Source organism: Methylobacterium gnaphalii (genome assembly GCF_007992215.1).
GTDB lineage: Bacteria > Pseudomonadota > Alphaproteobacteria > Rhizobiales > Beijerinckiaceae > Methylobacterium > Methylobacterium gnaphalii.
The window spans coordinates 1-1,555 of record NZ_BJZV01000090.1; the positions used below are offsets into that span (position 1 = coordinate 1).

Consider the following 1,555-nt stretch of genomic DNA (forward strand, 5'->3'; position numbering starts at 1 on the left):
CCACCGAGGCTGTGTGGAAACGCCCTGCTGTGCTACCTTTTCGGTAGCGCTGGAGGGGTCGAATGGGCCGTTTCATCGAAGGTTGCGAGCGGCGCCAAGCGCTGCTTCTGGCGGACTGCGTCGACGACTATGTTGGCGCGGAGAACGCGGTCCGGGTGATCGACGTCTTCGTCGATGAACTGGACCTCGCGACACTCGGCTTTGAAGGCGCGGCTGCGACGGCGCGGCCCGGCTACCATCCGGCGACGCTGCTGAAGCTTTACCTCTATGGTTACATGAACCAGGTGCAGTCGAGCCGGCGCCTTGAGCGCGAGGCAGGCCGCCATGTCGAGGTCATGTGGCTGACCGGCAAGCTCGCTCCCGACTTCAAGACGATCGCGGACTTCCGGCGCGACAACGGTGAAGCGGTTCGGGCTGCGTGCAAGCAGTTCGTCGTCCTGTGTCGGGAGATCGGCCTCATCGTCGGCGGCACGGTGGCGGCGGACGGCAGCCGGTTCAAGGCCGTGAATACGCGCGACAAGAACTACACGCCCGGCGCGATCCGCCTTCGCCTAGCGCAGGTCGAGGCGAGCATCGAGCGCTATCTCGACAAGCTCGACACCGCCGACCGGCAGGAGGCGGGCGTCGCCGAGATGCGCACGGCGCGCCTGAACGAGAGGATCGAGGCGCTCCGCCGGCAGATGCGCACGCTGCAAGCCATGGCGCGCCAAGTCGAGGTTGCGCCCGACCGTCAGATTTCGCTGACCGACCCGGACGCGCGTGCCATGGCCACGAACGGCAAGGGCACGGGTCTCGTCGGCTACAACGTCCAGGCCGCCGTCGATACGGACAGCCATATCGTCGTGGCGCATGAGGTCACGAACCTCGGCCATGATCGCACCCAGCTCGCTAACATGGGCCGGCAGGCGAAGGACGCGACCGGGGTCGAGCACCTGACGATCCTCGCCGATCGCGGCTATTTCTCAGGGGCGGAGGTCCTGGCCTGCGAAGAGGCGGGCGTCACACCGATCTGCCCGAAGCCTTTGACCTCGGGCGCCAAGGCGGAGGGGCGCTTCGGCAAGCCGGACTTCTTCTACGATGCGCCGAGCGACATCTATCGGTGCCCTGCCGGCGAGACCCTCACCAAGCGCACCACCACCATCGAGAACGGTCTCGTTCTAAACCGCTACTGGTCAAGCTACTGCCGATCATGCGCGTTGAAGCCCGGCTGCACGACCGGCAACGAGCGAAGGGTGACGCGCTGGGAGCACGAGCATGTCGTGGAAGCCATGCAGGATCGGCTCGAACGCAGGCCGGACGCTATGCGCATCCGGCGACGAACCGTCGAGCATGTGTTCGGCACGATCAAGGACTGGATGGGGCGCAGCCACTTCAAGATGCGGAGGCTTCCGAACGTCGGGACGGAGATGAGCCTCCACGTCCTTGCCTACAACATGAAGCGGGCCATCGCCCTGCTCGGAGCGCCAGGACTCATCGCCGCGATGCGGGGATGAACTGGGAACGGCCCGCTCCGCCCGTCTCCGCTTCCGCCTCAACCCGTTTCCACACAGCCTCC

At 66.0% G+C, this 1,555-nt stretch carries 1 protein-coding gene; it reads left to right on the top strand.

Features of this window, described 5'->3' with window-relative positions; genetic code table 11:
- Positions 1-62: 62 nt before the first annotated feature.
- Positions 63-1,493: an IS1182 family transposase gene (locus MGN01_RS23205; protein WP_147049148.1), complete on the top strand. Its 1,431-nt coding sequence runs from the start codon at positions 63-65 to the stop codon at positions 1,491-1,493.
- Positions 1,494-1,555: the final 62 nt, after the last annotated feature.

What these genes read in the sequence shown, in the direction of transcription:
- MGN01_RS23205 (WP_147049148.1), top strand. Translation starts at nt 63, where the DNA reads ATGGGCCGTTTCATCGAAGGTTGCGAGCGGCGCCAAGCGCTGCTTCTG.